This is a genomic window from Roseobacter sp. HKCCD5988, from assembly GCF_037830355.1.
Lineage (GTDB): Bacteria > Pseudomonadota > Alphaproteobacteria > Rhodobacterales > Rhodobacteraceae > M30B80.
In genome coordinates this window covers 18,971-44,866 of the sequence record NZ_JBBLYJ010000003.1, presented here as the reverse complement: position 1 = coordinate 44,866, position 25,896 = coordinate 18,971, and the positions used below count along the sequence as shown (strand labels likewise).

Sequence of the window (25,896 nt, the reverse complement as noted above, 5' to 3'; positions counted from 1 at the left end):
CAAATGGCGCATGGTGAAGAAGAAATATATATTAATTATATCATATGGTTAATGGCCGCAATTTATCTAAAATCTTAAGGGCCGCACGCGCCTTGGCGGTGCGGCCCTTGATATGGGTCGTAACCCTTGGGTTTGAGCGGGCCTGAGATTTAGGTGTCTGCGCTCGCCTCGGCCGCATCCGCATCCGCCGTGGCGGTGTCCTCGTCATCACCTTCAACGATGCGCGCGACTGACACAACGGTTTCGCCTGCCTTGGTGTTAAACACCTTCACCCCACCTGCCGAGCGTGAGCGGAATGAGATGCCCTCAACAGGCACGCGAATAGATTGGCCCGTTGATGAGGCGAGCATGATCTGGTCGGTCATCTCAACCGGGAAGGCCGCAACCAATGGCCCGCCGCGCATGGCCTTGTCGATGGCCATAACCCCCATGCCGCCACGGCCCCTTACAGGGTAATCATGGCTTGAAGATAATTTTCCGGACCCGCTTTCTGTGATGGTCAGGATCAAATCCTCTGAGGCGCGCATTTCGGCAAAGCGTTCAGGGCTAAGGGTGCCTTCGGCCACCACGCCCTCATCCTCGTCCGTTTCGCCCTCATCCTCGGGCGCACCCGCCAAGGCGCGGCGCTGTTTGAGATAGGCGGCGCGCTCAGCAGGGTCAGCGGTGAAATGGCGGATCACGGCCATGGAAACCACAGATTCCCCATCACCCAAACGGATACCGCGCACGCCTGTGCTGTCGCGGCCCTTAAAGACGCGGACATCGGTGCAAGAGAAGCGGATCGCGCGCCCCCCTTCGGTGACCAACATCACATCGTCTTCCTCAGTGCAGATGCGCGCATTCACAAGGCTGACTGACCCATCTTCGGGCAATTTCATGGCAATCTTGCCGTTTGATTTCACATTGGTGAAATCCGACAATTGGTTGCGGCGCACATCGCCTGCGGATGTGGCAAAGATGATTTGCAGATCGCCCCAATCCTCCTCGGGGCGGTCAACGGGCATGATCGCGGCAATCGTAACCCCAACAGGAATGGGCAGGATATTCACAATGGCCTTGCCTTTTGATGTGCGGCTGCCAAGCGGCAAGCGCCATGTTTTCAGCTTGTAGACCATCCCATCGGTGGTGAAGAACAAAAGCTGGGTGTGGGTATTGGCCACAAAAAGCGATGTCACAACATCATCTTCCTTGAGGCTGCCGCCCGACAGCCCTTTGCCGCCGCGTTTTTGTGCGCGGAATTCAGCCAAGGCCGTGCGTTTGATATAGCCACCTGCGGTGACGGTCACGACCATGTCTTCGCGTTCGATCAGGTCTTCGTCATCCATGTCGCCAGACCAATCGACAATCTCGGTGCGGCGCGGCACGGCAAAGGCCGTTTTCACCTCGGCCAATTCTTCTGAGATGATCGCCATGATCCGATCACGGCTGGCGAGGATGGCAAGATATTCTTTGATCTTACCTGCGAGTTCCTCCAACTCATCCGTCACTTCCTTGACGCCAATTTGGGTCAGGCGTTGCAGGCGCAGTTCCAAAATCGCGCGCGCCTGCGCCTCGGAGAGGTTATAGGTGCCGTCATCGTTCATCGTATGGGTCGGGTCGTCAATCAGACGGATATAGGCGGCAATATCCGCCGCAGGCCAGCGCCGTGTCATCAAGGCTTCGCGCGCCGCGGCCGCATCTGCGGAGGCGCGGATCGTGGCCACAACCTCATCGACATTGGAGACGGCAACCGCCAAACCACATAGAATGTGACTGCGTTCGCGCGCTTTGTTCAACTCAAACGCAGTGCGGCGCGCCACGACCTCCTCACGGAAGGCGATAAAGGCGGTCAGAAAGCCCCGCAAATCCAACTGCTCGGGCCTCCCGCCATTCAGCGCCAACATATTGCAGCCAAAGGAGGTCTGCATCTGGCTAAAGCGGAACAATTGGTTCAGCACCACATCAGGGGTGGCATCGCGTTTCAACTCGATGACAACGCGCACGCCGTTGCGATCAGATTCATCTGCCACGCCTGAGATGCCTTCGACCTTTTTCTCGCGCACCAATTCAGCAATGCGTTCGATCATCGAGGCCTTGTTCACCTGATAGGGGATCTCATCAATAATGATGGCAAAGCGGTCTTTGCGAATTTCCTCAACATGGGTGCGCGCGCGAATGACCACGCTGCCGCGCCCCTCGGTATAGGCCCGCCTTGCGCCAGAGCGGCCCAAGATGATCCCGCCTGTGGGGAAATCGGGGGCAGGGATAAACTCGATTAACTGTTCCGAACTGAGGTCGGGATCTTGGATCAAGGCCTGACAAGCATCAATCACCTCGCCCAAATTATGGGGTGGTATGTTGGTGGCCATGCCAACCGCAATGCCGCCCGCACCATTGACCAACATATTGGGAAAGCGCGCAGGCAGAACGGTGGGTTCTTTTTGCTTGCCATCATAATTGTCTTGGAAATTGACCGTATCCTTGTCGATATCGGCCAAAAGATAGGCGGCGGGTTTGTCCATGCGCACTTCGGTATAGCGCATGGCGGCGGGGTTATCGCCATCCATAGAGCCGAAATTCCCCTGACCATCGAGCAGGGGCAGCGACATCGAAAAGGGCTGCGCCATCCGCACAAGCGCGTCATAGATCGCGCTGTCGCCATGCGGGTGATATTGGCCCATCACATCGCCCACGGGGCGCGCAGATTTCCGATAGGCCTTTTCATGCGTATTGCCCGTTTCATGCATCGCAAACAAAATGCGGCGATGCACGGGTTTGAGGCCATCGCGCAAATCGGGGATCGCGCGGCTGATGATCACCGACATCGCATAATCGATGAAGGATGTTTTCATCTCATCGGCGATATCAATCGAAGGGCCAGAATGCGGGTGCCGCGCGGGGGGCGTGGCGGGGTCATTCTCGGGGGTTTCGGGCGTATCTGTCACTGTGCGGGCCTGCTGTCTTTTCGATCTTGTTCTGCGATGACATGCTGCACCTCTTGGCACAGCTATATTTTGTTATTCAACACTATAGACCCCCGCGATATAGGGCGCAATGCTCCTGTCAGGTGAATTGGGCGCTTAACGCCTGCCGCCTGTTATCAGCCGCAGGAAGATGCTTCTAATACATTGTTTTTGTTGACTTTTAATTTGAATTTGCAATCATCAGGCACCATGAACCAAGCAAGGGAAGGTGCAGATGACTTGGGGGTCTCGCAACAGTGATGAAACCGCAACGGGGCTGATGCTTGAGGGGTATGGGCTGACCACGGCGGAATTTTACTATCGGATGCCTGATTTTCGTAATGTTATCAACGTGTTCATCTGGCAGGATTACGATCTCGCGCCAGATTATCCGCGCATTTTCGGCTTTATTGATTTCTGGAAGCGCGAGATTGAGGCGCCGTTGCATTCTGTGCGTTTTGCACATCGGCGGCTGATTTCTGACGGGTCATGGCGCAATGTCGTTGAGGAGATTTCCTATCACTAGCCCACGGGACAGGCGTGGGGCTACAGTTTGGCCGCTGCGGCCTTGGCCCAGATCAGGAATAGAGCCAAGCAAATCAGGCTATTCCATGAGGCCATCGACAGGCCCGCAAAGGCCCATGCCACCTCGTCACACATAACAATCGCAGGCGCGGTGTCTGTTGACAGCAGCTCATTCGCCGAAAGCGACAGAATATCTTCTGCGCCCCCCGTGCAGGAGGTGGGGCCTTGCCACCACCCGCGCTCAACCCCTGTGTGATACAACGCTATCCCTGCATTCACCAGCATCGCGCCCGCCCCGATCAGGGTCAAACCGCGCGCCAATTTGGGGGCAATGGCGGCAATGATTACGATGAACAGCGCAACCAGTGCAGCGCCTGCATGGGGCCAGCGTTGCCACAGGCACATGGCGCAGGGCGCAAGCCCGCCAAGATACTGAAACCCAAAAGCGCCCGCCAATGTCGCGGCAGACCCCAGACCCGCTAGGGCCGATAATTTTGGCAAATTCAGATCCCGCATCATCCCATGAACCTCACAGCATAAAACCCGCCAAGCAAGATGATGATGAACACTGTAAACATCAGCCCCAGGCGGCGCTCAATAAAGTCGCGTAAAGGGGCACCGAATTGGCGCAGCAATGCCGCGATGACAAAGAATCGAATCCCCCGCGCGATGATCGAGGTGACAATGAATGTCCCCAATGGCAGGCCTGTCCACCCTGACATGATGGTGATGACCTTATAGGGGAAGGGGGTTAGCCCTGCGATCAACACTGGCCAAAAGCCAAGATCATTGAAGCGCGTGTTAAACTCGGCCATTGCATCGGCCTTGCCAAGGGCTGCCAAAATCGGCGCGCCAATTTGGTCATAGAACAGCGCCCCAATCGCATAGCCTGCGATACCGCCCAGAACCGAGGCGATTAAGCAGACAGAGGCAATTAAAAAAGCCCGATTGGGCCGCGCAAGGATCATTGGGATCATCAAAATATCAGGGGGAATGGGAAAGATTGAACTTTCCGCAAAGGACACAAGCGCCAAGGCCCAGAGGGCGTGGCGATGACCCGCCAAACCCATTGTCCAATTATAGAGCCCGCGCAGCATCGCAACTATCCTAATATCGCCCCAATGCCAGAGGCGATGCCCGACAGGGCGGAAAAGGTCAAGCCAAAGCCAGATGACATGATTGTGACAAAACTCTTGACGGATCGTTGCAAATGATAAAATGTCGCACGCACATTGAATACGCGCGAGCTCCGAAAGGGAGTTTCACGTCGCGTTGAGGCTCAAGCGGAGGGGAGGCCGCTTGAGCCTTTTTCATTTTACGCCGCGCCACAGCGCGCGAAAATCTGCCCCGCCGATTTGCCAAATCGTCAGGCTCTGCTAGACTTTGGGTTCGAGATTGGCTAAGCCCGCCTCAGCTTTCGTTAGCGCTAACGTAAATCGCGGCCAAAGGCGGCAATAACCTGTGAATTTCCCAAAGAATCTGGGTCAGATGCAGGGCAAAGGAGAGAAAATGGTTTCGCGCGTCATTCCAGTTGAAGATTTTGATCTAGTAATTTTGGGGGCGACAGGGGATCTGGCGCGGCGCAAAATCCTGCCTGGACTTTATCGGCGCTTTCATGACGGGCAAATGCCGCCTGAGGCGCGGATCATCGGCGCGGCGCGCACATCCCAAGATGATGCTGCCTTTCGTGATTTTGTCCGCGCGGCTATTGCCGAATTTACCCCCGAAGCTAGACGCGATGAAACCAGCCTTGCCGCGTTTTTACAGCGTTTGAGCTATGTTGCCATTGATGCGCGCGGCACGGATGGATGGGCCGATCTCGCGGGCACAATGCGTAATGGTGTCGTGCAGGCCTTTTATTTCTCGGTCGCGCCCGCCTTGTTTGGCGATCTGGCCGAACGTCTGCACACCCATAAAGTTGCGCGCTCTGATGCGCGGATTGTGGTGGAAAAGCCCTTTGGTCATGATCTGGCCACCGCCAAAGCCTTGAACGCAACACTGGCCGAGCATTTTGACGAAAGCCAGATTTACCGCATCGACCATTATTTGGGTAAAGAAACGGTGCAAAATCTGATGGCGATCCGCTTTGCGAATATCCTGTTCGAACCGCTATGGAACGCCCAATATGTCGACCATGTGCAAATCACTGTGGCCGAAGAGGTCGGTGTTGGCGGGCGGGGGGCCTATTACGATAAATCAGGCGCGATGCGCGATATGGTGCAAAACCATTTGATGCAGCTTCTGTGTTTGACCGCGATGGAGCCGCCCAATCATTTTGATCCTGATGCGGTGCGCGATGAAAAGCTTAAGGTGATCCGCGCGCTTGATCCTGTGCGTCCCGAGGATATTGTGCGCGGCCAGTATAAAGCAGGCGATAAGACCGCGTCTTATTTGGACGATGTCGAAGACCCCAAAAGCCGCACAGAAAGTTTTGTGGCCATGAAGGTGCATATCGCCAATTGGCGTTGGAATGGCACGCCATTCTATGTGCGCACAGGCAAACGGATGCGCGCGCGGATGTCCGAGATTGTGATCCATTTCAAAGAGCCGCCCCATTCCATTTTTGATGAGGATGCAGGGACGAAGCCCAATGTTTTGTCTATTCGCCTGCAACCTGATGAGGGCATTGATCTCAGCGTCACGATCAAAGAGCCAGGCCCAGGGGGGATGCGTTTGGTCGATGTGCCGCTTGATATGACCTTTGCCGAGGCGCTTGGGGCGGATGCGGCCGATGCACCCGATGCCTATGAGCGGCTGATCATGGATGTGATCCGTGGCAATCAAACGCTGTTCATGCGCGGCGATGAGGTTGAGGCAGCTTGGCGTTGGACGGATCCAATCATCCAAGGGTGGCAATCGCGCAATGAACGCCCCGTGCCCTATCAGGCCTTTAGCACAGGGCCAGAAGATGCGCTGATGTTGTTGCATCGCGATGGGCGCCGTTGGCGTGAGGTGGGCTGATCCCATGGAATTGATCACCTATCCCGACCGCGATTTATTGATGATGTCCTTGGCGGATCGTACCGCCTCGGAATTAGGGCAGGCCTTGCGCGTGGCGGGGCGCGCCTCGCTCTGCGTTCCGGGCGGCACGACACCGGGCCCTGTGTTCAAAACCTTGGCCGAAGTGGATTTGGCGTGGTGTGATATTGCAGTCTTTCTCAATGATGAACGCTGGCTTGGCGAGGATAGCCCGCGCTCTAACACAAGGATTTTGAAAGAAAAACTTTTACAATCAAAAGCATCGGAGGCAAAGTTAATACCCCTATTTAACGGCGCCAACACGCCAGAGGAGGGTATCCCCGATCTGACAGACGGGCTGTTGCCGCATTTGCCGATCACGGTTTTGCTGTTGGGGATGGGCGCAGATATGCATACCGCAAGCCTTTTTCCCGATGGGGATAATCTCAACGCAGCCCTCAGCGCAGATGCGCCGCCCCTGATGGCGATGCGGGCCGCAAACGCGGGCGAGCCGCGGATCACCTTGACCGCCCCTGTGCTGAAAGCCGCGCTGCATTGCCATATCTTGATCACAGGGCGTGAAAAGCGCGCGGCACTTGAGCGGGCCGCAGACTTGCCTGAAGATCAAGCACCAATTGCCACTGTTTTAAAGACCGCCACCATTCATTGGGCTGAGTAAATCATGACCATCTGGACAGAGCTTTCCACCGCGTGGGATCACCTGCGCAGCACCCCTATGTCGCAGCTTTTTGATAATGATCCTGCCCGCGCTACGCGGTTTTCGGCCAAGACGGGCGATATGATGTTCGATTTTTCTAAGACACATATCACCGATGAGGTGCTGTCACTCTTGGTGGAATTGGCCCGCAAGGCGAATGTCGAAGAAAAACGCACGGCGATGTTCGCGGGCGAAAAGATCAATGAAACCGAAGGTCGCGCGGTGCTGCATACCGCCTTGCGTGCGCCCTCTGGCCCGATCATGGTGGATGGGGTGGATGTTCTGCCTGCCGTTCAAGAAACCCGCGCCCGTATGGCACTGTTCGCCGATGATCTGCGCGCAGGCCGCTATCAGGGGCAGGGCGGCAAGATCACGGATGTGATCAATATCGGGATTGGCGGGTCTGATCTGGGCCCTGCGATGGCCACGCTTGCGCTGGCACCTTATCACGATGGGCCGCGGGTGCATTATGTGTCAAACGTGGATGGGGCACATATCAACGACACGCTACAAGGGCTTGATCCAAAAACAACTTTGGTCATTGTTGCCTCGAAAACCTTTACCACGATTGAAACCATGACCAATGCGCAAACGGCGCGTGATTGGATGGCGCAGGCGGTCAGCGAGCCTGCCGCGCAATTTGTCGCCTTGTCCTCTGCCACGGATAAGACAACGGCCTATGGTATTGATCCGTCCCGCGTGTTTGGGTTCGAGGATTGGGTCGGCGGGCGCTATTCCCTCTGGGGGCCAATTGGCCTTGGGGTGATGCTGGCCATTGGGCCAAAACAGTTTGAGGCATTCCTCGCGGGTGCGGCGGCCATGGATGCCCATTTCCGCGAGGCTGATCTTCCCGAGAATATGCCGGTGTTAATGGCCTTGATCGGGCTGTGGCACAATCAGGTTTGCGGTCATGCGACCCGCGCGGTGTTGCCCTATGACCAACGCCTGTCGCGTCTGCCCGCCTATTTGCAGCAATTGGAAATGGAATCGAACGGCAAGGGCGTGTCTATGGATGGGCAGGATTTGCCCTATCATTCAGGCCCGATTGTTTGGGGGGAGCCGGGCACGAATGGGCAACACGCGTTTTATCAGCTGATCCATCAGGGCACGCGTGTTGTTCCGTGCGAATTTATGGTGGCCGCCGCAGGGCATGAGCCTGAATTGGCGCATCACCATACCTTGCTCTTGTCGAATTGCTTGGCGCAATCTCAGGCCTTGATGCAGGGCCGTAGCCTTGAGGTGGCGCGCGGCATGATGGCTGCAAAAGGCCTGTCTGTTGCGGAATTGGAACGCCAAGCGCGGCATCGCGTTTTCACGGGCGATCGTCCGTCAACCACGCTGATCTATCCGCGCCTGACCCCGTTCACCTTGGGGCAGATCATCGCCCTTTATGAGCATCGGGTTTTTGTGGAAGGGGTGATCTTGGGGATCAATTCCTATGACCAATGGGGTGTGGAATTGGGCAAAGAACTGGCTTTGGCCCTGCAACCTGCCGTTGAGGGCGCGGCGGGGGCAGAGGGGTTAGACCCCTCTACCGCAAGCCTGTTGCGCTATATCCACGCGCATCGTTAACCAAGCGCCACCGCGCCCACCCACATTCCAAGGCCAAAGACCGTGTGGGCCATAAGGCCCAAAACCCGCCCCTTCCATGGGGCGGCGGTTTTCGCAAGCGCCCATCCAAGCCCGAGGCCAGGATGCAACAAAAACCATCCCGCCCCGATGGTCAGGATCGCGAAAATCCAAAGCGGCAGGAAATTGGGCGCGCTTAACCACGCTTGGCCCATGATCCCCAAAAACAGAGCGCCATAGACCGCACCGACCGCATAGTGGAAAACCCAACCAATAATTCGTTCGCGGGCCACAGGGGCGCTGGTATTGATATCAGCGTGAAACACTGTCCCGCGCCCCAAATGGGCAACCCAACGGCCCACATTGCCCCAATTGGGCGTAGGGATGCCCGCAATCCGTGTCAGGATCACCGCCCAGATATCCATCGCAACAGTGCCACAGATGCCCATGATGAGTCCCAGTGTGATGACGCTCATTTTATCTTCTCCCCTGCTTGCAGGTTCAGGTCACGCGGACGCTCAATGTGCCCAGACCTGCAACCTTTCCTTCCATCACATCGCCGCGCGCCACGGGGCCAACCCCCGCGGGCGTGCCCGTCAGGATCACATCCCCTGCCGCCAATTCAAAATATTGCGACAGATAGCGGATGATTTCAGGCGTTTTCCAAATCATTTGCGCCAAATCCCCCTCTTGGCGCAGCGCCCCATTCACATGCAGCGTGATCTCTCCTGTGCTGGGATGGCCCACTTGGGATACGGGCAAAAGTGGGCTTATGGGGGCGGAGTGCTCAAAGGATTTACCGATCTCCCAAGGGCGGCCTAATTTCTTGGCATCGCCCTGCAAATCGCGCCGTGTCATATCAAGCGCCACGCCATAGCCCCATACATGGGACAGCGCATCTTCAAGTGCGATATCGCGCCCGCCTGATTTCAGCGCCACCATCATTTCGATCTCATGATGCAAGTCAGATGTGCCAACAGGGTAGGGCATCTCGCCGGACGCATCCAAGCTATCTGGATTTTTCTGAAAGAAGAACGGCGGCTCGCGGTCGGGATCATGACCCATTTCAATCGCATGGGCGGCATAATTGCGCCCGATGCAATACACACGGCGGACTGGAAATACGCCCCCTCCCTCCACGGGAATCATGGGGTGCGGGGGGGCAGAGATCACAAAATTATCTTGGTTCATTTGGGTTGTTTTCTTTTTCGGCTCTCACGCGACTGCCACGCTAGGGGCTTGGGGTTCGCTTGGCAATTGGAGAAAAATTTAAGGAGATTTTACAAATTCTTCATCTATCAGCTTCGCGGTTTGCTTTTTTTCTAGGCAAAATTTCTGGATCTGCCTAATCTTTAACAGGCCTTCGTCATGGCGCGCCTTCTTGCCCATGCCGCGGATTGACCGCAGGCGGGTAGGATCATGAGGTGGCCTCACAGTGCCGCATTGGATTGGAGAATAAGCCGTGCTTCATAAAACACTACCACTGATCGCCGCAGGGATGATTGCAACCACCCCTGCCTTCGCCCAAACCGACATCCCCTTTACGCTCGATTGGCGGTTTGAGGGGCCATCTGCACCTTACTTCTTGGCGATTGATAATGGCCATTTCGCAGATGCAGGCCTTGATGTTGAGATTTCTGCAGGTGAAGGGTCGCTCGATGCGATCCCTAAGGTTGCCACGGGTGCATTTCCCATTGGGTTTGCTGATATCAACTCATTGATCCGCTTCCTAGATCAAAACCCTGGCGCCCCTGTGACTGCCGTTATGATGATCTATGACAGCCCACCTTTCTCGATTGTGGGTCGTAAAAGCCTTGGGATTAACGGGATTGAAGATCTCGAAGGCTCTACCCTTGGTGCACCGCCCCCTGACGGGGCATGGGCGCAATTCCCGATTTTGGCAGCCGTAAATGGTATCGATGTCAGCACAATTACGGTCGAGCCTGTTGGCTTCCCCACGCGCGAGCCGTCTTTGGCCGAAGGCACAGTGGACAGTGTGACGGGCTTCAACTTTAGCTCCTATCTCAGCGCCGCACGTTTGGGCGTGCCTGAGGATGATCTGACCACGATCCTTTTTGCGGATCACGACGTAAAGCTTTATGGCAACGCAATCATCGTGAACACGGATTACGCTGCCGCGAACCCCGAGGTTGTGACCGCGTTCTTGGGTGCGGTTGTTGATGGTGTGCGCGATGCTCTGGCTGACCCTGACGCAGGGGCGGCTGCCGTAATTGCGCGCAACCCCGCAGGCGATGTTGATTTGGAAACGCGGCGTCTGCAAATGGCACTCGATGCAAATATCGCAACCGCTTATGCGCTTGAAAACGGCATGGGCGATATTGACCCTGCCCGCATGGCTGAGGCGCTTGAGCAGATGACCATCGTTTACGATTTCCAAAACGCGCCTGACGCATCGCTTTATTTCACCGATGCCTATTTGCCCCCCGCTGAGGAGCGCAGCTTGGCCCAATAAAGCCAAACGATAAGACAATAAGGGCCAGCGCGACCTGATCTCGCTGGCCCAATTTTTCGAGGATAGAGGCACAGATGGCGTTTCAAATAGAATTAAAAGGGGTCACCCATGCCTATCGCACGGCATCGGGGCCTTTGCCTGTTCTTGATGATCTGTCCTTGCAGATCGAAGTACATTCATTTTGCGCGGTGGTTGGGCCTTCGGGCTGTGGGAAATCCACGCTGACGCGATTGGTGTCGGGGCTGATGCGCCCTGACCAAGGCGAGGTCTGGTTGTCAGGTCAAAAGGTAACAGGGCCACGCCCCACAGTGGGGATGGCGTTTCAAAACCCCGTTCTGTTGGAATGGCGCACGATTTTGGAAAACGTGCTTCTGCCCTTGGAGATTGTCAAAACCCCAATGAGCCGTGCCGAGGGCGAGGCCCGCGCGCGCCATTTGTTGGAATTGGTGGGGCTCAAAGGGTTTGAGGGCAAGAAACCCTCCGAGCTTTCAGGGGGAATGCGCCAACGGGCCTCCTTGTGTCGCTCTATCATCCATAAGCCCGATGTGCTGATCTTGGATGAACCCTTTGGTGCGCTTGATGCCTTCACTCGCGAAGACCTGTGGTGCACCATGCATGATCTGCGCGCGGAAGAGCCCTTTACCTGCCTGTTGATCACCCATGATCTGCGCGAAAGCGTGTTTTTGGCAGATCAAGTGGTGGTTCTCTCGGGTCGTCCCGCCCATGCCCAGCACATTTTGCAGGTTGATTTGCAGGGCAAGCGCAGTCTCGAAGACCTCTACAGCAAAAAAGCGGTCGATATGCTGGCCGTGCTGCGCCACCAAATTCAACTAGCGCAAGGTCGCGTTCCTCAGGAGGGCGCAGCATGAATGATAAGTTTCTTAAAATCGGCGTGCCGATCCTGTTCATTGCGGCTGTGATTGCCATCTGGGAATGGTTGGTCTGGTTCTATCAACTGCCCAATTATCGCATGGCTTCACCTTCGGATTTGATCCCAAAATTTTGGCAATTCCGCGAGTTATTCGTTGTGGCCTCGTGGGAAACGCTTTGGCGCACAGTGGTGGGTTTGGCCTTGGCTGTGGTGTTTGGCACAGGGTTGGGGATGATCATGGGCTTTTCGCGCATCGCGCGCGAGGGGTTATACCCGCTCTTGGTTGGCTTCAACGCAATCCCCAAGGCGACAGTGGTGCCGATTGTGGCGCTGATCTTCGTGGGTCAGCATGATTTCAACACCGTGCTCATTGCCTTTATGATCTCGTTTTTCCCGATTGCGGTCTCTGTCTCAATCGGATTGTCCACACTAGAACCTGAATATCGCGATATTTTGCGCGCGCTTGGTGCCTCGAAATTCACGATTTTCTGGAAAATCGCATTGCCAAAAACCCTGCCCGAATTTTTTGGGGCGTTGAAGGTTGCCGTCACCTTGGCCTTTATTGGCACAAATTTGATGGAAATCGTCAGCCCGCATGGTCGCGGCCTTGGGGCATTGTTCGATTCAGGGCGGATTAGCGCAGATTATCCATTGATGTTTGCGGTGCTGTTCATGTTGGCCGCCCTTGGTATCTTGCTGTTCTATGTGGTTGTGGCGCTTGAGCGTATCTTTGCAGGATGGGCAGAGCGCGCGCCAAACTGATCCGAGGGATTTGGCCCCCGCAGACACGCGCCGTGGGGGTTTTCATTTCGCGCTATTTTTGAGCGCGGATAAAAATTTCGATTAAAATTTAATCAATCATCCGCAGGGGCCAGTTGGGGCCAAGCGCGCCTCTTTTCCTTGCTGCCCCAGAGGGAAATCGTGGGCGTGACGTGCAATCCACCATCAAGGCCGCCTCCGCGTGACTGAAACTTTGCCCATATCGCCACCATGCGCTCCCCCGCGTGCAAAGGGGGCTTTGCATGTGGCCTTGGGGCCCTCGGGGCGATTACAGAATTTTCGGGCCGAAGGATCATTGCGCGCGCTGTTTCCGCGCCGCGAAGGCACCGTTGAGGCGGTGATGATCAACACCGCAGGCGGCATCACAGGCGGAGATCGCTTCGCTATTATGGGCGATGTGGCGGGCGGGCATCTGACCCTGACCACGCAATCGGCCGAACGCATCTATCGCGCTGCAACGGACCGTGGTCAGGTCAGCACGCAGTTAACCATTGCAGCGGGGGCTGCGCTGTCATGGCTGCCGCAAGAGGTGATCTTGTTTGATGGCGGCGCGCTGCGGCGGCGCCTCTGCGTAGAGATGGCCGAAGACGCGTATCTATTGGCCGCCGAAAGCGTTATCCTTGGTCGCGCCGCGATGGGCGAGGTGGTGCGAGAGGGCTATCTGCAGGATCACATCAGCATCACCCGCGCAGGGCGCCCCCTCTATCGCGATGCGCTGCGGATGGAGGGTGATCTTCACGCCCATCTTGCGCGTGCGGCCATCGGGCAGGGGGCTGCGGGATTTTCCACAGTGATATGTGCTGCGCCTGACGCCTGCGCCAAGCTTGAGATGATCCGCACCCTGTTGCCCCAAACCGCTGCCGTCTCAGCCCCGCAAGCGGATTTATTGCTCGTGCGCATTCTGGCCGAAGATGGGTTTGGTCTGCGCTGCGCCTTGGTGCCCGTTTTGCGCGCCTTGTCCCCCCATGATCTTCCCCGTTCTTGGAGCCTGTAAGAGATGAACCTCACCCCCCGTGAAAAAGATAAACTGCTAATCTCGATGGCCGCTGAGGTGGCCCGCCGCCGCCTTGCGCGGGGGGTGAAGCTGAACCATCCCGAGGCGATCGCGCTGATCACCGATGCGGTGGTCGAAGGGGCCCGTGATGGCCGCAGCGTGGCGGATTTGATGCAGGCAGGCGGCCATGTCATCACGCGCGATCAATGTATGGAAGGCTTGGCTGAGATGATCCACGAGGTGCAGGTCGAGGCCACATTTCCCGATGGCACAAAGCTGGTCACTGTCCATAACCCTATTCGTTGAAGATAAAGGAATAAATTTATGAAAAATATGATCCTTTCCGCCCTGTCCCTCATGCTTGCTGGCCCCGCAATTGCGCATGACGGTCAGCATCTTCACCCGCATGGGGTCGAACCTTGGGCGGTGGCGCTTGGCGCGCTTGGCGCAATTGGATTGGCCGCTTTGATCATTGCGGAGCAGCGGAAATGATCCCGGGCGAGGTGTTTGTTGCAGAAGGGGATTTGACCCTGAACGCGGGTGCCGCGGCGGTGTCGGTCATGGTTGCCAATACGGGCGACAGGCCTGTGCAAGTGGGCAGTCATTATCATTTCGCTGAAACCAACCCCGCGCTAGAGTTTGACCGTGTGGCCGCCCACGGAATGCGCCTTGATATTGCCTCAGGCACATCGGTGCGGTTCGAGCCCGGTCAGCGCCGCGAGGTCACTCTGATCCCGATTTCTGGGGCGCGGAGGGTCTTTGGCTTTAACGCCGCAATCATGGGGGATTTGTGATGCCTGCCTCAATTTCGCGCCGCGATCATGCAGGGATGTTTGGGCCGACCACAGGCGACCGACTGCGCCTTGCCGATACAGATTTGATCATCGAGGTCGAGCGTGATCTCACAGGCCCCCATGGGGAGGAAGTCAAATTCGGCGGCGGTAAGGTGATCCGTGATGGCATGGGCCAATCGCAACTGACCCGCGCTGAAGGGGTGATGGACACAGTCATCACCAACGCCTTGGTGGTGGATTACACAGGGATTTATAAAGCGGATATTGGGCTGAAGGACGGGCGCATCGCCGCCATCGGCAAGGCGGGCAATCCCGATACGCAACCCAATATCACCATCCCCATCGGCGCAGGCACCGAGATCATCGCGGGCGAGGGGCGCATCCTGACCGCAGGCGGGTTTGACAGCCATATCCATTACATCTGCCCGCAGCAAATCGAAGATGCGCTGCATTCGGGCCTGACCACGATGCTGGGCGGGGGCACGGGGCCAGCGCATGGGACGCTTGCCACCACCTGCACGCCTGGGCCTTGGCATTTGGGGCGGATGTTGCAGGCGGCGGATGCCTTTCCCATGAACCTTGCTTTCGCGGGCAAGGGCAATGCCAGCCTGCCCGCCGCCCTTGAGGAACAGATTTTGGGCGGGGCTTGCGCGCTGAAACTGCACGAAGATTGGGGCACCACGCCCGCGGCGATTGATTGCTGCCTCAGCGTGGCCGATGCGATGGATGTGCAGGTGATGATCCATACCGACACGCTCAACGAGTCGGGCTTTGTCGAACATACGATCAAGGCGCTGAAGGGCCGCACGATCCATGCCTTTCATACCGAAGGGGCGGGGGGCGGTCATGCGCCTGACATCATCAAAATCTGCGGCGAGGCCCATGTGATCCCGTCCTCGACCAACCCCACACGGCCCTTCACAGTGAATACGGTCGAGGAACATCTAGATATGTTGATGGTCTGCCACCATCTGGACAAATCCATCCCCGAAGATATCGCCTTCGCCGAAAGCCGCATCCGCCGCGAAACCATCGCCGCCGAAGACATCCTGCACGATATGGGCGCGTTTTCGATCATTGCGTCTGACAGTCAGGCAATGGGGCGGGTGGGCGAAGTGATCATCCGCACATGGCAGACCGCCGATAAGATGCGCAAACAACGCGGCCGCCTGACCGAGGAGACGGGCGAAAATGACAATTTCCGCGTCCGCCGCTATGTCGCGAAATACACGATCAACCCCGCCATTGCGCATGGAATTTCGCATGAGATTGGCTCGATTGAAGTCGACAAGCGCGCCGATCTGGTGCTGTGGTCACCTGCCTTTTTTGGGGTCAAGCCTGAGATGGTCTTAATCGGCGGCACGATTGCCATGGCGCAAATGGGCGATCCCAATGCCTCAATCCCGACCCCGCAGCCCGTCTATTCGCGGCCCATGTGGGGGGCTTATGGGCGTTCGGTTGAACGGGGGTCGGTCAGTTTCGTATCCGAGGCCGCGCAATCGCGCGACATCAAATCCGCGCTTGGTCTTGCCAAAGCGACCCTTGCTGTGCGCAACACCCGCGCCATCGGCAAGGCAGATATGAAGCTGAACACCGCCACCCCAAAGGTCGAGGTGGACCCTGAAACCTATGAGGTGCGCGCAGATGGCGAATTGTTGATCTGCGAACCTGCGGAGTTGCTGCCAATGGCACAGCGCTATTTCCTATTCTGAAAAAAGGGGGGGAAGGATGACTGATCTACCCTTGTGCCATGAGGTGATGCGTGGGCCCGTCACGGGCGTGGCCCTTTCCTTTGACACGATCACGCTGGACTACGAGGCGCGGTTTCTACGCCGCAAGCGCCTCATCAGCGATGGTGGACGGGCGTTTTTATTGGATTTGGCGCAGACCACATCGCTGGACGCGGGGGATGTTTTGGTGCTGACCGATGGCCGCCGCATTGCGGTGCGCGCCGCCCCTGAGGCGGTGTTGGTCATCCGTGGTGAAAACTTAGCGCGGCTCGCGTGGCACATTGGCAATCGCCACACCCCTTGCGAGATTGGGCAGGGCTGTCTGATCATCCGCCGCGACCCCGTGATCGCACACATGTTGGGGCAACTTGGGGCGGATTTGGTGGAAGAAACCCGCCCCTTCACCCCCGAGGGTGGGGCCTATGGTCATGGGCGCACCCATGCCCATGAACATGGCGCAAGCGCGCATATGCCCCATGCGCATTGATGCCGATTATATCACACTGGCGCAGTGGGTTTCGCCTGCGTTCCCTGTGGGGGGCTTTGCCTTTAGTCATGGGATTGAGGCCGCCATTCAAGACGGGCTGATCACATCTGCCGCTGATCTTGAGGATTGGTTATGTGACCTGCTGCATCATGGAACGGGGCGCAATGATACGATTTGGATCGGGCTTGGCGCTAAGGCCGAGGGGCATGACACCTTGATCGCACTCCAAGATGAGGCCCGCGCATGGCAGTTCGCGGCCCCCCGTCTGCGCGAGGCGCAAAATATGGGGGCCAGTTTCAGCGCCTTGATGCGCGATGTTTGGGGGCAGGAGGGCCTGCCTGATCTGTTTGTGCCAATCGCGCTAGGCTTTGTGGCCGCACAGCGCGGGATTGCGCCCGCCGATGCGGCGGCCCTCTATCTTCAGGGGTTCTTCGCAAATCTTGTCGCTGCGGCGCAACGCTTGATGCCCTTGGGGCAGGTGGAGGCACAAGGGATATTGGCGCGACTTTCGCCCCAGATTGCCGCCCTTGCCCCGATTGCTGAAACCGCAAGTTTGGATGATTTGCACAGCACCGCCTTTCTTTCTGACATTGCCGCCGCACACCACGGGTTGGCCCCTGCGAGGATGTTTCAATCATGACTAATCTTTCCCCAAATGGCCCGCTTCGAATTGGGATCGGTGGCCCTGTTGGCGCGGGTAAAACCACGCTGACCGCAAGGCTCGCAGCGCGTCTGAAAACCCAGTTTTCCATCGGTGTCATCACCAATGACATTTACACCCAAGAAGATGCAGAGGCGCTGATGCGGATGCAGATCCTGCCCCTTGATCGGATCATTGGGGTTGAGACGGGGGGGTGCCCCCATACGGCCATCCGCGAGGATGCCAGCATCAATTTGGCCGCAATTGCGCAAATGCAGGCGCGCCACCCTGACCTTGAGATCGTGTTGATCGAAAGCGGCGGCGATAACCTATCGGCGACCTTCAGCCCTGAATTGGCGGATTTGACGATTTATGTGATTGATACGGCATCAGGCGAGGATATTCCGCGCAAAGGCGGGCCTGCACTGACACGCTCGGATATCTTGGTGATCAACAAAACTGATCTCGCGCCTTATGTCGGGGCGCGGCTTGAGGTGATGGAGGCTGATGCCAGCCGCGCACGCGCAGGGCGGCCTTTCGTGATGGCGCAATTGCGCAATGAGCAGGGCGTGGAGAAGATCGTTGATCTGATCCTTGAGATGGGCGGCTTGCCTAAGGTGCAGTCTGCAAAAATTGCCTAATAGAGTGCTGTGATTATCAAAGAAACCCGAAAACTGCCTTCGTGCTTTTTGGGTGCGACAGCGGCGCAACAAGCGCCTATCATAGCCTCAGTTTTCAATGTGAGTTGCCCTTTATGAGCCCCAAATATTTCGCCCCCACCGGCGGCCATCCCCCGCAGGAACAGCTTTTGACAGATCGCGCGGTCTTTACCGAGGCCTATGCCGTGATCCCACGCGGCACGATGCGCGATATTACCACCAGTTTCCTGCCCTTTTGGGAGAAAACCCGCCTTTGGGTGATTGCGCGGCCCCTGTCGGGCTTTGCTGAAACCTTTTCGCATTACATCATGGAAGTCGCGCCCGAAGGTGGCAGCGCGCGCCCTGAAACCGATGAGGAGGCCGAGGCGGTTCTTTTTGTGGTGGAGGGCCAAGCAAGCCTGACAGTGGATGGTCAAACCCATCTGTTGGAGGAGGGCGGTTACGCCTATCTGCCGCCTGCCCATGCATGGGAATTATATAACCCTGGGCAGTCGCCTTTGCGGTTTCATTGGATCAGAAAGGCCTATCAAGAGGTTGAAGGTCTTGATCACCCTGATGTTCTAATCTTGAACGAGCGCGATATCGCGCCCACGCCAATGGCGGGCACAGAAGGGAAATGGGCCACCACGCGCTTTGTTGACCCTGCTGACCTGCGCCATGATATGCATGTGACCATCGTGACATTTGAACCGGGCGCGGTGATCCCGTTTCTGGAAACCCATGTGATGGAGCATGGTCTTTATGTGCTAGAGGGCAAGGCCGTCTATCGCCTCAACACGGATTGGGTCGAGGTTGAGGCGGGAGATTATATGTGGCTGCGCGCTTTTTGCCCGCAAGCCTGCTATGCAGGGGGGCCGGGCAAGTTCCGCTATCTGCTTTACAAAGATGTGAACCGCCATATGCCCCTATGAAGGGGCGATAATCACTTCATCAGGCAGCCAATATTCTTCTAAATTGGGGCCTTCGCCGATGCGGTCGATGACCGCGAAAAGACCCGGGTCATGAAGCGGCGTCAGCACCCCGTGCCAGACGCCGCGATGAATATTGATCGCTTGCCCTGCCTCGGTCAGGAAGGCGCGGATGTTCTGCGGTGTGCCGTTTTGATCTTCTGCCACGACCACCAAAAACGGCTGGTGGCTCATCGGAACAAAGGCCTGAGATCCGTCAGGGTGCCGCTCGACCAGATCAAGCTTTAAGGGCAAATCGCGCTTTTCTGCGTGAAAGATACTGATCCCTGCACGCCCATCCGAAAAATCCATCCGCGCGCGGTCGTGGAAACGGCCACATAGGCCTTGATTTATGATCTTATCTGGCGTGCCCTTCGCCTCAAGCAGATCGCCAAATGGGGCGAAGGCATCGGCGGTCATGGGTTCGATGATGATTTTCATTGTGCGAACCGATCTATCAGACGCAATTCTGCGATACGCTCGACCTGACGGCAGGCTTCGGTGAATTCCACATCGCGCGATTGCGTCACACGGCGCTTGAAGGCCTCCAAGATACTGGCCTTGGTGTTGTCGCGCACGGCGATAATAAAGGGAAATCCGAAGGCTTCGGTATAGCGGTCATTCAAGGCGGTGAACTCCGCGCGTTCTGCATCTGTCAGGCTATCAAGCCCGACTGAGGCTTGCTCGGCGGTGGAGTCTGCCGTCAGACGCTTTGCCGCGGCCAGTTTCCCTGCCAGATCAGGGTGGGCTTGCAATACCCCAAGCCGTTCCGCCGCGCTGGCGCTGCGAAAGGCGCGGGCGAGAACCGAATGAACCCCCGCCGCGCAATCATGTGCGGCACCAAGTTCCATCTCAAAGGCACGTTCAGCAATCCACGGGCTATGCTCAAACATCCCGCCAAATTCGGCGACAAATTCCTCTCGTGTCATTTGCGAGGGGGTCATGCGCGCGGTCACGGGGTGGGTCGCGGCCCAATGATCGGCAATCTCCGCTCGGGTGGCGAACCAAACGCCCTCATGTGCTTGGAAATGCGCAAGCGCGCGTTTCAGCGCCAGCGCACGGGCAGGGCGCCCTGCAAGGCGGCAATGCAGACCGATCGACATCATCTTGGGCGCGCCTGCCGCCCCTTCGGCGTAAAGCTGATCAAAGGTGTCGATCAAGCTGCGCTCGAATTGCGCGCCTTCGGTGAAACCTGCTTGGATTGCAAAGCGCATATCGTTGCAATCCATCGTATAGGGCACGATCAACTGATCCTTGCCGCCCGCCTTGACCCAATAGGGCAGGTCATCGGCATAGCTGTCTGCGATATAGGCCAGATCCCCCTCTTGCGCGGCAAGATCCACAGTGTTCATGGAACAGCGCCCCGTATACCACCCGCGTGGCGGGGTTCCGGTCACCTCGGTATGCAGGCGGATGGCCTCGCGGATTTGCGCGCGCTCCTCTTCGGGGGGCATATCTTTGTGTTCCACCCATTTCAGGCCATGGCTGGCAATTTCCCAACCCGCCTGTTTCATTGCCGCCACCTGTTCGGGGCTGCGGGCAAGGGCTGTGGCCACACCATAAACTGTCACGGGCAGGTCGGACATCATGGAATAAAGCCGCCAAAACCCTGCACGCGCGCCATATTCGTAGATCGACTCCATATTCCAATGACGCATCCCAACCCATGGTTGCGCGCCTGTGATCTCGGATAAAAAGGCCTCGGATGCGGCATCGCCGTGCAGGATATTGTTCTCGCCACCTTCCTCGTAATTCAGCACAATCTGCACAGCGATTTTCGCGCCATTTGGCCAAGCGGCATGGGGCGCGTATGGCCCGTGGCCGCGTAAATCTCGGGGGTAGCGTGTCATATCAGCCTCGTTTGTTTTTCTATGGCATAATGCAGATAATCACAGATGATTTTAAAAAAAATCTATAAGCACTCTTTTGATCGCTCTGCACTGTATCAGGCGCATAATCTCGCCTATCATGGGCGCAAGTTTTGAGATTTTCTAGGGTTCATTTACAGGCAAAAGGACGCGCGCTATGGCGGGATATTTGACCACCCATGTTTTGGATACGGCAACAGGCCGCCCTGCGGCAGGCATGACAATTGATCTTTATCGCATCAGCAATGCAGGGGCGGAGTTGATCAAAACTGTTGAAACCAACGCAGACGGGCGCACCGATGCGCAGATTTTGCCAAGCGCGGAATTTGCGCGCGGGGTTTATGAGCTCTGGTTTCACGCAGGCGCCTATCTTGACGCGCAAGGCGTGCCAAAAGAAAGCCCCCGTTTCTTGGATATGATCCCGATCCGCTTTGGCATGTCAGAAGACACCCATTACCACGTGCCGCTTTTGCTGTCGCCTTTTGGCTATTCCACCTATCGCGGCAGTTGATCGCGCGCGCTGCTGCGGATCACATCCCCCACGCGGTCAATCATGAATTCCATGAAAAGCCGCGTTTTGGGGTCTTGTCTGCGCCGATGGGTGAACAGACAGGCCATTTGAATAGGGGCGGGCGGGGTTTCGCTGGCCACAGGCACAAGCGCGCCTGAGCTGAGATGCTCGGCCACCTCAAAGATGGGTTTCATCACAACCCCATGCCCCGCCAAAGCCCAGTCTGTCAAGACATCGCCATCATCGGATTCGTAACGCCCTGCCACGCGGAACCGCTCAAACCCTGCTTTGGTTTGCAACCGCCATTGAAATTCCTTGGCCCCTGGAAAGCGCAGGTTGAGGCATTCATGCCGCTCGGTCACGAGATCAGCCCCTGATTTGGGCATGCCCCGCGCGGCGATATAGGCAGGCGCTGCACACAGCACCCGCGCGACATCCGCAATCTTGCGGATGCGCAGATTGCTATCCTCAGGTTCGCCAAGGAAAAACGCCAGATCAAGCCCTTCGGTGGTCAGATCAATCTTGCGATCTGACAGGCGCAGACGCACGTGAATTTCAGGGTATTGCGCAATGAAATCTGGCACATGGGGCGCGATCAAACGCCGACCCACCCCCAAAGGTGCGGCCACATAGAGACTGCCTTTGAGGTTCTCTGTGATGTTGACGATCTGCGCTTCGGCGTCCTCGACCGACTCCAAAATCCGCGTTGCCCCGCGATAAAAGGCTTGGCCCTGCTCGGTGGGGGTGAGGTTGCGGGTTGTGCGCTGAAACAGACGCACGCCCAAATGTTCCTCAAGTTGTGAAATCCGCGAAGATGTCACGGCAGGTGAGATGCGCAAATCGCGCCCTGCCGCCGACATCGACCCAAGCTCGTAGACACGGACAAAGGTTCGGATATTATCAATATAGGACATTGTTTTGCTTTTTTTGATACTGCTTGGCGTTTGCTCGTAATAGCAGAATAAACCTCAGCCGCCTAGTATGCAGGAAATACAAGTAACAACAGGGAGATGCCGGTATGTATGATCTGGCCATCATTTGGGATTGGATCGCGTTTTCCGTCAGGTGGCTGCATGTCATCACGGCAATGGCGTGGATTGGCGCATCCTTGTTTTTCATTGCCTTGGATTTGGGGCTGCGGCCTGTGCCGAATATGCCCAAAGGGGCCTATGGCGAAGAATGGCAGGTGCATGGCGGCGGCTTTTACCATATTCAGAAATATCTGGTCGCCCCTGAAAACATGCCCGAGCATCTGATCTGGCACAAATGGCAAAGCTATATGACTTGGGTCTCAGGTGCAGCTTTGTTGATGATTGTCTATTGGGTCGGGGGCGAGTTGTTCTTGCTTGACCCGACAAAGGCCAATCTGGCGCTGTGGCAGGGGATTTTGATCTCGGGCGGCTCGCTGGCCTTGGGGTGGGTTCTATATGACCAATTGTGCAAATCGCCTTTGGGTGAGAACCCCACGACCTTGATGTTGATCCTGTTTGTAATACTTGTGGTGATGTCTTGGGGGTATCATCAGGTCTTTACGGGGCGGGCGGCGCTGCTGCATTTGGGGGCCTTTACCGCGACCATTATGACGGGGAACGTGTTTTTCCAGATCATGCCAAACCAACGCATTGTGGTGGCAGATCTCAAGGCGGGGCGCACGCCTGATGCGAAATATGGCAAGATCGCCAAGCTGCGCTCGACCCATAACAATTACCTCACGCTGCCCGTTATTTTTCTGATGCTGTCCAATCATTATCCGCTCGCCTTTGCGATCGAATATTCGTGGATCATTGCAAGCTTGATCTTCCTGACGGGTGTGACCATTCGCCATTATTTCAACACGATGCACGCCACGGGCAAGGGGCCGCATTGGACATGGGCGGTTACGGTCTTGCTGATGATTATCATAGCTTGGCTATCAATCCCGCGCATGGCGGAAACCTACGAGGCCGCCGCAAGCCGCGCCTTAACGCCCTATGAGGCCGAGATGGTTGCGGCAGACGGGTTTGAAGAGGCCTATTATGCCGTGATCGGCAATTGCTCGATGTGCCATGCCCGCCAACCCGCATGGGATGGTATCCGTTGGGCACCAAAAAATGTCTATCTCGAAACCGAGGCGGATGTGGCCCGTCATGCCAGCCAGATTTATACACAGGCGGGCGTTTCCCATGCGATGCCGCCCCCAAATGCCTTTGCCATGGATGAGGAGGCGCGCCGCGCCATCGTGGCATGGGTGCAAGCCGCGCGCTAGGGCGCTTTAGGGGCAGCGCCCCCCAATGGCGACGGTGACCTGATCGGCGGCTTCGCGCACCATGCTGCCAAAATCCATTGAACGGGTCAGGGACAGTCGAAATGCGGGGCCAGAGATTGAGATGCCCGCCACAGGTTCGCCATGCACATTGAAGATCGGGGCTGCAATGCAGCGCATTCCCTCGGCGCGCTCTTGGTCATCAATGGCAAATCCGCGCGCGCGGGCCTGATCAAGATCGGCACGCAAGGCTGCCTCATCTGTTAGGCTATGCGGGGTAAAGGCCGACAAGCCCCGTTTGAGGATGATTGACTGCACATGGGCGGGCGGAAGCCATGCCAATAGCGCCTTGCCAATTCCAGAGACATGCATCGGCGCGCGGGTTCCAGGTGGAAAAAAGGCGCGGATCGCCTCGTGGGTTTCGACTTGGGTCAGGAATAAAACCTCATCCTGCATTTCGACACCCAAATTTGCAGTTTCGCCCGTTTCGCGCATCAGCCGCGTCATGCCTGCGCGGGATCGTTCCACAACATTGGTGCGGCGCAAAAAGGCAGACCCGATTTGAAAGGCGCCTGCGCCGATATGCCAGACCTGCTGCATCTCATCGCATTCGACCATCCCGCGCGTCTGCAATGTGGTCAGCGCACGATAGAGCGTTGCGGTGGCCTGACCTGTTTCCTCGGCCAGTTCAGAAAGCCGCAAACCAGGTTTTTGTGCCACCACCTCCATCACCGCCAGCGCGCGATCTAGGGCCTGCACCGTGTTTTGTTCGGTCTTATCATGAAAGGCCTTCGGACGGCCCCTTTGACGCGTGGTTGGTGTCATATTTGCGGCCCTTTCATCTGCAAAGAGAGAATTGAAAAACTGCAACACTCTGAATTTTATGATGAAAAAGTATTTTTTCACCTATTAAAAAATTATTTCGAAAAAATTGCGAGCTGTAAAGCCCCCCTGCTAATCTGCATTCAACCTTTGAAGGGAGGGCCGCACTAAATGTCGTTTCAAAATCCAGTTTTCATTCCTGGGCCAACCAATATCCCAGAGAGCGTTCGCAAAGCCTGTGATATGCCCACGCTTGACCACCGTAGTCCCGCCTTTGGCGCGATGTTCAAGCCTGCCGTGGCGGGGGTGCGCCGCGTGTTGAAGATGACCGAGGGCGAAGTGATCTTGCTGCCCTCGACAGGCACAGGCGGGTGGGAGGCGGCCATCACCAATACATTGAGTGCGGGTGACACTGTCCTTGCGGCGCGGTTTGGCATGTTCAGCCACCGCTGGATTGATATGTGCCAACGCCACGGTTTGAACGTCCAGATCATTGATGTGCCGTGGGGGCAGGCGGCCCCGATTGCGCAGATTGAGGCGGCATTGCGTGCGGATGTTCAGGGTAAGATCAAAGTCGTTCTTGCCACCCATAACGAAACCGCGACAGGGGTGCGCTCCGATATTGCGGGGATACGCGCGGCCCTTGATGCCGCAGGTCATGATGCGATGCTGTTTGTCGATGGCGTGTCGTCCATTGCGTCTATGCCGTTTGAGTTTGACGCATGGGGGGTCGATATAGCGGTGGCAGGTAGCCAGAAAGGCTTCATGCTGCCTGCAGGTCTTGCGATTTTGGGCGTCAGCCCCAAGGCCTTAGCTGCAATGGACAGTGCCACCTTGCCGCGTTGCTTCTTTGATTTCCGCGATATGCTGAAATCCTACGCGGCGGGGGGATACCCCTATACCCCTTCTGTTGGTCTGATCGCGGGCCTGTCTCACTCTATCGCACTTCTTGAGGGCGAGGGGTTAGAGGCTGTTTTTGCGCGCCATCATCGACTGGCCGAAGGGGTGCGCCGCGCTGTTGCGGCATGGGGGTTGCAGATTTGTGCAACCGATCCTGCCTCGGCCTCTGACACAGTGACGGCGGTGATGGTGCCTGCGGGGAAATGCGGCACCGAACTCGCGCAGCTTGCCGCCACCAAATACGGCGTGGCCTTTGGTGTGGGTCTGGGCGAGGTCGCAGGCAAGGTGTTTCGCATCGGCCATTTGGGGATGCTGACCGATGTTATGGTTCTTTCTGGTCTGGCCACTGCCGAAATGTGCATGGCCGATCTGGGATGGGACATTCCGCTTGGGTCGGGGGTTGCCGCTGCGCAGGATTATTTCCGCGCGGATCAGACCGCCCTTCGCCAAGCCGCTGAATGAAAGG

28 protein-coding genes are annotated in these 25,896 nt (G+C 56.9%); 19 read left to right on the top strand and 9 right to left on the bottom strand.

What is annotated here, in order from left to right:
- Positions 1-149 precede the first annotated feature (149 nt).
- On the bottom strand, positions 150-2,924 hold the full coding sequence (gene gyrA, locus AAC636_RS11605; RefSeq protein WP_340301616.1) for a DNA gyrase subunit A: 2,775 nt from the start codon (positions 2,922-2,924) through the stop codon (positions 150-152).
- A gap of 253 nt (positions 2,925-3,177) precedes the next feature.
- On the opposite strand from gyrA, the gene AAC636_RS11600 reads away from it, so the two are divergent.
- On the top strand, positions 3,178-3,468 hold the full coding sequence (locus tag AAC636_RS11600) for an usg protein (RefSeq protein WP_340301615.1): 291 nt from the start codon (positions 3,178-3,180) through the stop codon (positions 3,466-3,468).
- Between the two features lie 20 nt (positions 3,469-3,488).
- Here the strand turns inward: AAC636_RS11600 and AAC636_RS11595 are convergent, their stop codons facing one another.
- Both AAC636_RS11595 and AAC636_RS11590 read right to left on the bottom strand, forming a co-directional pair.
- On the bottom strand, positions 3,489-3,986 hold the full coding sequence (locus AAC636_RS11595) for a disulfide bond formation protein B (protein WP_340301614.1): 498 nt from the start codon (positions 3,984-3,986) through the stop codon (positions 3,489-3,491).
- Positions 3,983-4,564, bottom strand: a complete 582-nt coding sequence (locus AAC636_RS11590) for a YqaA family protein (RefSeq protein WP_340301613.1) — start codon at positions 4,562-4,564, stop codon at positions 3,983-3,985. Before AAC636_RS11590 ends, AAC636_RS11595 begins: the two co-directional genes overlap by 4 nt.
- A gap of 412 nt (positions 4,565-4,976) precedes the next feature.
- On the opposite strand from AAC636_RS11590, the gene zwf reads away from it, so the two are divergent.
- From zwf to pgi, 3 genes are read left to right on the top strand one after another with little or no spacing between them, the layout of a single operon-like run.
- Positions 4,977-6,428, top strand: a complete 1,452-nt coding sequence (zwf, locus tag AAC636_RS11585) for a glucose-6-phosphate dehydrogenase (protein WP_340301612.1) — start codon at positions 4,977-4,979, stop codon at positions 6,426-6,428.
- A 4-nt stretch (positions 6,429-6,432) separates the two neighbouring features.
- On the top strand, positions 6,433-7,104 hold the full coding sequence (gene pgl, locus AAC636_RS11580; protein ID WP_340301611.1) for a 6-phosphogluconolactonase: 672 nt from the start codon (positions 6,433-6,435) through the stop codon (positions 7,102-7,104).
- Positions 7,105-7,107: 3 nt separating this feature from the next.
- Positions 7,108-8,715, top strand: a complete 1,608-nt coding sequence (pgi, locus tag AAC636_RS11575; protein ID WP_340301610.1) for a glucose-6-phosphate isomerase — start codon at positions 7,108-7,110, stop codon at positions 8,713-8,715.
- Here the strand turns inward: pgi and AAC636_RS11570 are convergent.
- Positions 8,712-9,188: a DUF2938 domain-containing protein gene (locus AAC636_RS11570; protein ID WP_340301609.1), complete on the bottom strand. Its 477-nt coding sequence runs from the start codon at positions 9,186-9,188 to the stop codon at positions 8,712-8,714. The genes pgi and AAC636_RS11570 overlap by 4 nt on opposite strands.
- 25 nt (positions 9,189-9,213) lie before the next feature.
- Positions 9,214-9,903 (bottom strand): fumarylacetoacetate hydrolase family protein, encoded by a 690-nt coding sequence (locus AAC636_RS11565; protein ID WP_445322576.1) that lies wholly within the window; start codon positions 9,901-9,903, stop codon positions 9,214-9,216.
- Between the two features lie 271 nt (positions 9,904-10,174).
- On the opposite strand from AAC636_RS11565, the gene AAC636_RS11560 reads away from it, so the two are divergent.
- From AAC636_RS11560 to AAC636_RS11505, 12 genes are all read left to right on the top strand, one after another.
- The gene (locus AAC636_RS11560; protein WP_445322575.1) at positions 10,175-11,185 is read left to right on the top strand and encodes an ABC transporter substrate-binding protein; all 1,011 of its coding nucleotides are present in this window, start codon (positions 10,175-10,177) and stop codon (positions 11,183-11,185) included.
- A gap of 74 nt (positions 11,186-11,259) precedes the next feature.
- Positions 11,260-12,054: an ABC transporter ATP-binding protein gene (locus tag AAC636_RS11555; RefSeq protein WP_340301608.1), complete on the top strand. Its 795-nt coding sequence runs from the start codon at positions 11,260-11,262 to the stop codon at positions 12,052-12,054.
- A complete protein-coding gene (locus tag AAC636_RS11550) occupies positions 12,051-12,818 on the top strand; it encodes an ABC transporter permease (protein WP_317654955.1) in 768 nt (255 codons plus the stop codon). The genes AAC636_RS11555 and AAC636_RS11550 overlap by 4 nt, the downstream gene beginning before the upstream one ends.
- A gap of 262 nt (positions 12,819-13,080) precedes the next feature.
- On the top strand, positions 13,081-13,830 hold the full coding sequence (locus tag AAC636_RS11545) for an urease accessory protein UreD (protein WP_340301607.1): 750 nt from the start codon (positions 13,081-13,083) through the stop codon (positions 13,828-13,830).
- Between the two features lie 3 nt (positions 13,831-13,833).
- A complete protein-coding gene (locus AAC636_RS11540; protein WP_340301606.1) occupies positions 13,834-14,136 on the top strand; it encodes an urease subunit gamma in 303 nt (100 codons plus the stop codon).
- Positions 14,137-14,154: 18 nt separating this feature from the next.
- Complete coding sequence (locus AAC636_RS11535) at positions 14,155-14,322, top strand: peptidase M23 (protein WP_340301605.1); 168 nt, start codon at positions 14,155-14,157, stop codon at positions 14,320-14,322.
- Positions 14,319-14,624, top strand: a complete 306-nt coding sequence (locus AAC636_RS11530) for an urease subunit beta (protein WP_340260446.1) — start codon at positions 14,319-14,321, stop codon at positions 14,622-14,624. Before AAC636_RS11535 ends, AAC636_RS11530 begins: the two co-directional genes overlap by 4 nt.
- Positions 14,624-16,336 carry an urease subunit alpha gene (gene ureC / locus AAC636_RS11525; RefSeq protein WP_340301604.1) on the top strand — a complete coding sequence of 571 codons (1,713 nt, stop codon included), beginning with the start codon at positions 14,624-14,626 and terminating at the stop codon, positions 16,334-16,336. The genes AAC636_RS11530 and ureC overlap by 1 nt, the downstream gene beginning before the upstream one ends.
- 16 nt (positions 16,337-16,352) lie before the next feature.
- Positions 16,353-16,841 (top strand): urease accessory protein UreE, encoded by a 489-nt coding sequence (locus AAC636_RS11520; RefSeq protein ID WP_317654949.1) that lies wholly within the window; start codon positions 16,353-16,355, stop codon positions 16,839-16,841.
- Complete coding sequence (locus AAC636_RS11515) at positions 16,795-17,481, top strand: urease accessory protein UreF (RefSeq protein WP_340301603.1); 687 nt, start codon at positions 16,795-16,797, stop codon at positions 17,479-17,481. The genes AAC636_RS11520 and AAC636_RS11515 overlap by 47 nt, the downstream gene beginning before the upstream one ends.
- Positions 17,478-18,122: an urease accessory protein UreG gene (gene ureG, locus AAC636_RS11510; RefSeq protein ID WP_340260452.1), complete on the top strand. Its 645-nt coding sequence runs from the start codon at positions 17,478-17,480 to the stop codon at positions 18,120-18,122. Before AAC636_RS11515 ends, ureG begins: the two co-directional genes overlap by 4 nt.
- Before the next feature lie 113 nt (positions 18,123-18,235).
- Positions 18,236-19,051 carry a bifunctional allantoicase/(S)-ureidoglycine aminohydrolase gene (locus AAC636_RS11505; protein WP_340260453.1) on the top strand — a complete coding sequence of 272 codons (816 nt, stop codon included), beginning with the start codon at positions 18,236-18,238 and terminating at the stop codon, positions 19,049-19,051.
- Here the strand turns inward: AAC636_RS11505 and AAC636_RS11500 are convergent.
- Positions 19,046-19,528, bottom strand: a complete 483-nt coding sequence (locus AAC636_RS11500; RefSeq protein WP_340260455.1) for an ureidoglycolate lyase — start codon at positions 19,526-19,528, stop codon at positions 19,046-19,048. The two genes, AAC636_RS11505 and AAC636_RS11500, sit on opposite strands and share 6 nt — an antisense overlap.
- Complete coding sequence (gene puuE, locus AAC636_RS11495; RefSeq protein WP_340301602.1) at positions 19,525-20,937, bottom strand: allantoinase PuuE; 1,413 nt, start codon at positions 20,935-20,937, stop codon at positions 19,525-19,527. The genes AAC636_RS11500 and puuE overlap by 4 nt, the downstream gene beginning before the upstream one ends.
- 175 nt (positions 20,938-21,112) lie before the next feature.
- Here puuE and uraH point away from each other — a divergent pair, with 175 nt between their 5' ends.
- Positions 21,113-21,466: a hydroxyisourate hydrolase gene (uraH, locus tag AAC636_RS11490; protein ID WP_340301601.1), complete on the top strand. Its 354-nt coding sequence runs from the start codon at positions 21,113-21,115 to the stop codon at positions 21,464-21,466.
- On the opposite strand, the gene AAC636_RS11485 is transcribed toward uraH, so the two are convergent.
- Entirely contained in the window at positions 21,451-22,380 is a 930-nt protein-coding gene (locus AAC636_RS11485) for a LysR family transcriptional regulator (RefSeq protein WP_340301600.1), read from the bottom strand. The two genes, uraH and AAC636_RS11485, sit on opposite strands and share 16 nt — an antisense overlap.
- 104 nt (positions 22,381-22,484) lie before the next feature.
- Here AAC636_RS11485 and AAC636_RS11480 point away from each other — a divergent pair, with 104 nt between their 5' ends.
- Positions 22,485-23,711: a urate hydroxylase PuuD gene (locus AAC636_RS11480; protein ID WP_340301599.1), complete on the top strand. Its 1,227-nt coding sequence runs from the start codon at positions 22,485-22,487 to the stop codon at positions 23,709-23,711.
- A 6-nt stretch (positions 23,712-23,717) separates the two neighbouring features.
- On the opposite strand, the gene bhcR is transcribed toward AAC636_RS11480, so the two are convergent.
- Positions 23,718-24,533, bottom strand: coding sequence for an HTH-type transcriptional regulator BhcR (gene bhcR, locus AAC636_RS11475; protein ID WP_340301598.1), 816 nt, complete (start codon positions 24,531-24,533; stop codon positions 23,718-23,720).
- 168 nt (positions 24,534-24,701) lie between these two features.
- Between bhcR and bhcA the strand changes: the two genes are divergently transcribed.
- Complete coding sequence (gene bhcA, locus AAC636_RS11470; RefSeq protein WP_340301597.1) at positions 24,702-25,892, top strand: L-aspartate--glyoxylate aminotransferase BhcA; 1,191 nt, start codon at positions 24,702-24,704, stop codon at positions 25,890-25,892.
- Positions 25,893-25,896 lie beyond the last annotated feature (4 nt).